This window comes from Armatimonas sp., assembly GCF_031410135.1.
In the GTDB taxonomy this organism is placed as follows: domain Bacteria; phylum Armatimonadota; class Armatimonadia; order Armatimonadales; family Armatimonadaceae; genus Armatimonas.
On record NZ_JANNYP010000034.1, the window covers coordinates 1 to 7916 of the forward strand.

Below are 7916 nucleotides of genomic sequence, written 5' to 3' on the forward strand. Positions count from 1 at the left end.
CGGTGCATCTTGGGCGGCAAGGATCTGTTCAAAGCGTTGGCGAAGTCGCTGTTTCGTTTCTTCTGTCATCCCCCTATGATGACGACTTTAGGAGCAGAAGGCAAATCGGCTTGCCTCACCACTTTTTTGTCCTGCACCCGGGTCTGGCTCTCCAACCGCAAGCCCAAGCAGCCCGCCAATGCGGTCTATATTCCCTGGTTGGTTCTCCGCGACACGTGGCACGCGGCAAAGTATCTCAACCTGGATCGCATCCAGCTTCCCGTGCAGAACCCAGAGCACACCGACAAAGAAGCCAGCGATGCCTATCTGCATAGCCACGCCTACGCCTTCGCGCTCGCGCTGCCAGGAATCCCCTGCTTCTTCCAGAGCACGCACTTGCTCTCCGAAACGGCACGTGCCGAGCTCAAGCCACTGATCGCCCTCTGGAAAAAGCACCGAGCGGCGCTGCTCTCCAGCAATGTCTCTCCCATTGGCGATGAGCCGAATAACAAAAGCTGGACAGGTTTTCAGTTCACTACGGACGACCCACGCTCGGGCTATCTGCTGATCTTTCGGGAGCGCGAGAACTCTGAGACTGATCGTGCGCTAGACACCCTTAAGTTGGGTCTTGGAAAATCCGCTACACTGACCAACATACGAACGGGAGATAGGTTCACTGGGGAATCTCACAGTCATCGCCTTGTTCTCGCTCAGCCTGCGGACTTCCTTTTCTTACGATACGAAACAAAATGAAAAATCAACCGAACATTATCGTGATCCTCTCCGATGACATGGGCTTCTCGGACTTGGGCTGCTACGGCGGTGAGATCGCGACTCCAAACCTGGACGGGCTGGCGAAGAATGGGGTGCGCTTTACCCAGTTCTACAACATGGCGCGCTGCTGCCTCACGCGGGCATCGCTTCTCACGGGGCTCTATCCACACCAAGCAGGTGTCGGGCACATGACCGACGATAAGGGACTTCCGGGCTACTCCGGGACACTCAACCAGGAGTGCGTCACCATGGCGGAGGTGCTGAAAAGTGCGGGCTATCGAACCTATATGGCGGGCAAGTGGCACGTCACCCGGCATGTCGGCCCCAACGGCGACAAGTCCAACTGGCCCCTACAGCGTGGCTTTGAGAAGTTCTACGGCACGATCAATGGCGCGGGGAGCTTCTACGACCCCACATCGCTCTGCCGGCAGAACACCTACATCACCCCCGAGAACGACCCTGAGTACCGCCCCAGCACGTTCTACTACACCAATGCCCTGAGCGACAATGCCGTGCGCTTCTTGCAGCAGCACCAGCAGGAGTCGAAAGAGAAGCCGTTCTTTCTCTACCTGGCCTACACGGCTGCCCACTGGCCGATGCACGCTCTGAAGAAAGATATCGCCAAGTACCGCGGGAAGTACCGCCCGGGCTACGAGGCGATCCGCACCGCTAGGTTTGAGCGCATGAAAGCACTCGGGCTGATCCGCAAGGACGAAAAACTCTCACCCGCCCCGGAGCTCTGGCGCGATGCAAAAGACAAGCCCTGGGAGGAGCGGTGCATGGAGGTCTATGCGGCCATGGTGGACTGCATGGACGAAGGCATTGGGCATCTGGTTGCGCAGCTCAAGGCCAGCGGGCAGTGGGAGAACACGCTGATCTTCTTTCTTCAGGACAACGGAGGGTGCGCCGAGGGGATGGGACGGAAGGACAACACACCCGCGCCCAGCGACCTCAAGCCCTTCTCTCGCGAGACGCTCCAGCCTCAGATCTGGCCCCCCATGCAGACCCGCGACGGACACTGGGTACGGACGGGGCCGCAGGTGATGCCCGGTCCACCCGATACCTACGTGGCCTATGGTCGTGCCTGGGCCAACGTGAGCAACACGCCGTTTCGGGAGTACAAGCACGATACGTATGAGGGGGGCATCTCTACGCCGCTCATCGCTCACTGGCCCGCAGGGATTCCGCGCGGTCGCCAAGGGAAACTAGAGGCACAGCCAGGCCACTTGGTCGATATCATGGCCACGCTTGTGGATGTCGCTGGAGCGCGCTACCCTAGTGGCAAGATTAAGCCCATGGAGGGAGTCAGCCTGCGCCCTGCGTTTGCGGGCAAGTCCGTGGGGCGCCGCAACCCGATCTTCTGGGAGCACGAAGGCAACCGAGCGGTTCGCGAGGGCCGCTGGAAGCTGGTGGCAAAAGAGAACCAGTCCTGGGAGCTCTACGATATCCAGACCGACCGAAGCGAGCAGACGAACCTAGCCGAGAAAGATCCTGCTCGGGTCAAGGCACTCTCTGCGGCTTGGGATGCCTACGCCGCACGCGCCAATGTCCTCCCCCTTGGTGCGTGGCGCAGTAAGAAGAACACTAATGAAAAATAAACCAAATATTATCGTTATCCTGGTGGATGACATGGGCTTCTCCGACATTGGTTGTTATGGCTCGGAGATTCCGACACCTAGCCTAGATGGCTTGGCGAAAAATGGCGTGCGCTTCTCCCAGTTCTACAACACAGCACGCTGCTGCCCGACGCGTGCGTCACTCCTGACGGGGCTCTACCCTCATCAGGCAGGTGTCGGGCACATGACCGACGACAAGGGCATGCCAGGGTACTCCGGTCGTCTCAACGACAAGTGTGCCACTATGGCGGAGGTGCTCCAGCCCGCGGGCTATCTGACGGCGATGGTCGGGAAGTGGCATGTCGGGCAGAACCATGGGGTGACGCCGACCTCGCGTGGCTTTGAGCGCAGCCTTCACGCGGCGGCGGGGGGCTTCTACTACCCGGACGACGATAAAGCGAAGCTCTTTCTTAATGGCAAGCCCGCCGAGGGGGCTCTGCCCAAAGACTGGTACTCCAGCGATCTCTGGGTGGACTACTCGGTGAAGTTTCTCGACGAAGCCCGGACTGCGAAGAAACCGCTCTTTTTGTACCTGGCCTTCAATGCGCCGCACTTCCCACTCCAGGCACCTGCCGAGGAGATCGCCAAGTTTCGGGGCAAGTACCGGGCAGGCTGGGATAAGCTCCGCGCCGACCGGCTGGGACGTCAAAAATCCCTCGGGCTCGCAGGTGAGGGCTGGGCGCTGGCAACCCGTCCCGAGGTGATCTCGGACTGGGAGAAGCTCCCCGAGAAAGAGAGGGATCGCTTCGACCACCTCATGGCTACCTACGCGGCCTGTGTGAGTAAGATGGATAGCGCCGTCGGACGGCTTGTCGCGGCACTCAAAGAGCGAGGCGAGCTGGACAACACATTGATTCTGTTCATGAGCGACAACGGGGGCAATGCCGAGTCTGGCCCGAACGGACGTAGCCAAGGCGACCCCAGCAAGGCCGACTCCAGCTGGTTTTGTGGGCAGTCGTGGGCGTGGCTTCAGAACACGCCCTTTCGTGAGTACAAGCACTACACCCACGAGGGCGGCATCTCGACCCCGCTGATCGCCCACTGGCCGACGGGCATCCCGCGCGGTCGCAACGGAAAGTGGGAGAGCCAGCCAGGGCACTTAATTGATATCCTCGCCACTGTCACTGAAGTGGGGCAGGGGAGCTATCCGGGCGGAAAGGTACGGCCCAAAGAAGGAGTTAGCCTTCTCCCTGCGTTTTCCGGCAAGCCACTCGCCCGCAAGAGTCCGCTCTTCTGGGAGCACGAGGGCAACCGGGCGGTGCGCGAAGGCCGCTGGAAGCTGGTGGCCAAGGAGAACCAGCCCTGGGAGCTCTACGATATCCAGACCGACCGCAGTGAGCAGACCAATCTTGCTGCAAAAGACCCCGCTCGGGTGCAAGCACTCTCCGCCGCATGGGACACCTGGGCAAAACGTGCCGATGTACTCCCACTGGGGGGCTGGCGCGGCAAGCAGAATACAGAGAACGTAAAGAACGCAAAGGCTGGTGCCAGCACGGCGACCCGCTTCACTCTCAAGAGTGGCGACTCTCTAGAGGGTACCCAAGCCCCTGCGGTCGTCGGGAAGACCATCACGATCACGGCTCAGTTTGAGAGCATGCCCGGCTCGCAGGGGGTGGTCGTCGCACAGGGAGGCGCACAAAATGGCTACAGTCTCTTTGTTCAAGAGGGCAAGCTCCACTGGGCACTGAAGTCGGGAGGGGCGCTGACCAAGGCAAGTCTCCCGCTCCCCCCCGGAGCGCACTCCGCGACGGCAACACTGACGCCGCTGGGCGAGCTCACGCTAACACTCGATGGCGCTTCGGCAACCGCAAAGGCGGCGAGCAAGCTCGCCAAGCAGCCCGTTGATGGCCTGGATGTGGGCAAAGACACCGCCGGAGCCGTTGGCCCCTACACCGTCCCGTTCGCCTTCACAGGCACGATTCGCTCCGTGGAGATAAAGTTGTGAAATGTTTCCTTGCCATGATTGTGGCACTCCTGCTCACAACCGTGAGCCATGCACAGAGTAAGCCCAATGTGCTCTTTATCGCGGTGGACGACCTCAATACCTGGGTGGGGCACTTGGGCGGACATCCGCAGGCGAAGACTCCCAACATAGACCGTCTGGCAAAGATGGGCGTGACGTTTACGCGCGCCTACTGCGCGGCCCCGGTCTGCAACCCCAGCCGCGCGGCGCTGATGTCCGGGCTGCGCCCCGGCACGACGGGCGTCTACGACAATGGCGAGCCGTGGCAGCCGGTGATCCCCAAAGAGCAGACCCTCACCACGCAGTTTCTCAAAGCAGGCTACGAGGTCTTCGGGGCGGGCAAGATCTACCACGCCAATGCCCATCGTGAGGGCGAGTGGAGCGACTACTCCGTCCCTAAAGAGGGCAAGCAGACGCCTCACCCGTCGGCCAAGAACGATGGCGTGGGCGGTATTAAGTTCCAGCCCCTCACCGATGACTCGCATACGTCGGATGAGGCGATCATGGACTACGGGATCAAGCACCTTGGGCAGAAACACGACAAGCCGTTCTTTCTTGCCGTGGGGGTGCACAAGCCGCACATGCCCTGGAATGTCCCGAAAAAGTACTACGATAAATTTCCGCTGGAGAGCATACAGCTCCCGCCGACACAGAAAGACGACCTAGGCGACGTGCCCGCAGGCGGCATGAAGATGGCCAAGCCCAAGGGCGATCATGCAGAGATGCTGGCGAGTGGGCGGTGGAAAGAGGCAGTGCAGGGCTATCTGGCCGCCATTTCCTACTGCGACGATCAAGTGGGCAGAATTTTAGATGCCTACGACAAGTCGCCGGAAAAGAAAAACACGATGATTGTCTTCTGGGGCGATCATGGCTGGCATCTCGGGGAGAAAGAGCACTGGCGCAAGTTCGCGCTCTGGGAAGAGGCCACGCACGCACCGCTGATCTGGGTCGTGCCGGGCATCACCAAGCCAGGCGGCGTGAGCGCACGCACCGTGGACTTCATGAGTATCTTCCCCACGCTCTGCGACCTCGCCAAAATCCCAATCCCGGCCCACAACGAGGGCAAGAGCATCCGCTCGCTACTGGCCAATCCCAAAGCGCCTTGGGACATGCCAGCCATCACGACCTTTGGGCGTAATAACCACGCCGTTCGCACCGAGAAGTGGCGCTACATCCGCTACGCCGATGGCGGCGAGGAGCTCTACGACCATGAGAAAGACCCGCATGAGTGGACGAACCTAGCGAGCAAGCCCGAGCGGGCAGGCGTGAAGGCAGAGCTTGGAAAATGGCTCCCCAAGGTCAATAAGCCTGAAGCAAAGCGTGGCAACAACGGAGGCGATGGCGAGTGAGAGGACTCTGGGGGCTCTTCGCGGTGCTTTTTTTCATGGGGACAGCGCAGGCACTGTCCCGCCCCAATGTCTTGTTTATCGCCATGGACGACCTGAACGACTGGGTAGGCTGCTTGGGAGGGCACCCGCAGGCGAAGACTCCGAACCTGGATCGGCTGGCGAAGTCTGGGATCTTGTTTACCAATGCACACTGTGCCGCGCCCTCGTGCAACCCGTCGCGCACGGCGATCCTCACGGGAATCTCGCCCGCCACCTCGGGGCTCTACACCAACCTGCAGCCCATGCGCGAGGTTCTGCCCGACGCTAAGCTCTTGCCTGCGGTGCTACGGGAGAGTGGCTACACAGCACTGGGCTCGGGCAAGCTCCTGCACTACTTCACCGATGCGAGGTCTTGGGATCGCTACTTCCCCGAGGCAAGCACCGAGAACCCCCTCCCGGAGACGCTCTACCCCGCCAAGCGACCCGTCTCGCTGCCACGGGCAGGGGAGTGGCAGTATATCGAGACCGACTGGGGAGCCCTCGACACCACGGATGAGGCGTTTGGCGGCGACTACTCTGTCTCCACCTGGGTTGGGGAGCAGCTCCGTCAAAAGCACGACAAGCCTCTCTTTCTCGCCTGTGGTCTCTACCGGCCGCACGAGCCCTGGTTTGTCCCCAAGAAATACTTCGAGCCTTTTCCGCTCGATAAAATCCAGCTTCCCCCTGGCTACAAGGCCGACGATTTGGACGACCTGCCTGCCGAGGGGAAGCGCCGTGGCCCCAACCGCTACTTCGAGCATATCCAGAAGCAGAACCAGTGGAAACAGGGAGTCCAGGGGTATCTTGCGGCTATCTACTTCGCCGACACCATGCTCGGGCGCGTGCTGGATGCGCTGGAGAAGAGCCCGGAGCGTGATAACACGATTGTGGTGCTCTGGTCCGATCACGGCTGGCACCTGGGCGAGAAGCAGCACTGGCAGAAGTACACCGCCTGGCGCGCCTGCACCCGCGTGCCCCTGATTATCCGCGTGCCCAAGAACACGGTTGGGCTGCCGGCGGGCACAAAACCCGCCCGTTGTGACAAGCCGGTGAGCCTGCTCTCCCTCGCCCCGACTCTTCTGGATCTCTGTGGGCTCCCCGCCTTTCCCGTCCACGAAGGGCCGTCGCTGCTGCCGCTTCTCAAGAACCCCAAGGTGAGCTGGAAACCGGCGGCAGTCACCTACCTGGACACTCCGGGGAGCTACGGGCTCAGTGCACAGGGCTGGCGCTACATCCACTACGCCGATGGCGGTGAGGAGCTCTACGACATCAGCAAAGACCCGCATGAGTGGACGAACCTGGCAAGCCAACCACGTCACGCCGCCAAGCTTGCCGAGCTCCGTGCCTTGGCCCCGACTCGCTTTGCCCCCGCGTGGAAGCCATCTGCGACCGTCACGGCAGACCTGGCCTGGCACCCCGTGAGTGCCGGGGATATTCTGCCCGTCTCCAAGCCTCAGGGGACGCCCGCTACGGTTGCGTTTCTCAACCAGACCGAGCTAGCCGTCCGTGTCTGGTGGATCAGCCCCACGGGGGAGCATCAGCGCTACGCCGAGCTGAAACCGGGGACAAGCTACAGCTCTAACATCCGCAAAGGAGCGATCTGGCTCATCACGGACACCAACGACAAGCCCCTCGGCTACTTTCTCGCCACCGGCACGCCCAGCCGTGCCCTCATCAAGGAACCAAAATGAGTAAACCCAATGTCCTGCTCATCCTCGCCGATGACCTCGGCTGGTCGGATCTGGGCTGCTACGGGAGCGAGATCAAGACACACCACTTGGACAAGCTCGCCCAGGGTGGGTTGCGCTTTACGCAGTTCTACAACTCGGCGCGCTGTAGCCCCAGCCGGGCCGCAATTCTCACGGGGCTCCATCCCCACCAGGCAGGCTTTCCGAACCTGAGTGGGACGCTCCCTGGGAACTGTGCGACACTGGCCGAGGTACTCCGATCGGCTGGCTACCAGAGCTACATGGTGGGCAAGTGGCACCTCAACACCAAAAATCCCCCCACGGAGCGCGGCTTTGATGAGTTCTACGGGATGCTGGGGGGCTACAACTCCTGCTGGAAAGAGGACCCATTCTACACGCGCTGGCCCGAGGGACGAACCAAGCGCCCCTACGCCCCCGGCCAGTTCTACTCCACGGATGTTTTTGGGGACTACGCGCTGGACTTTATCCAGCAGGGCCAAGCAAGCAACAAGCCCTGGTTTCTCTACCT

At 61.1% G+C, this 7916-nt stretch carries 5 protein-coding genes and 1 pseudogene; all 6 read left to right on the forward strand.

Annotation, left to right across the window (positions count from 1 at the left end; translation table 11 throughout):
* Positions 1-732: pseudogene (locus RMO15_RS01185) on the forward strand (hypothetical protein); the annotation flags it as partial.
* The gene (locus tag RMO15_RS01190; protein ID WP_309707091.1) at positions 729-2351 is read left to right on the forward strand and encodes an arylsulfatase; all 1623 of its coding nucleotides are present in this window, start codon (positions 729-731) and stop codon (positions 2349-2351) included. The pseudogene RMO15_RS01185 and the gene RMO15_RS01190, both read left to right, overlap by 4 nt.
* A complete protein-coding gene (locus RMO15_RS01195) occupies positions 2341-4314 on the forward strand; it encodes an arylsulfatase (protein WP_309707093.1) in 1974 nt (657 codons plus the stop codon). The genes RMO15_RS01190 and RMO15_RS01195 overlap by 11 nt, the downstream gene beginning before the upstream one ends.
* Positions 4311-5681 (forward strand): sulfatase, encoded by a 1371-nt coding sequence (locus tag RMO15_RS01200; protein WP_309707095.1) that lies wholly within the window; start codon positions 4311-4313, stop codon positions 5679-5681. The genes RMO15_RS01195 and RMO15_RS01200 overlap by 4 nt, the downstream gene beginning before the upstream one ends.
* A 35-nt stretch (positions 5682-5716) precedes the next feature.
* A complete protein-coding gene (locus RMO15_RS01205) occupies positions 5717-7390 on the forward strand; it encodes a sulfatase-like hydrolase/transferase (RefSeq protein ID WP_369016058.1) in 1674 nt (557 codons plus the stop codon).
* The coding region (locus RMO15_RS01210) for a sulfatase-like hydrolase/transferase (protein WP_309707098.1) at positions 7387-7916 on the forward strand (530 nt) is incomplete at its 3' end. The genes RMO15_RS01205 and RMO15_RS01210, both read left to right, overlap by 4 nt.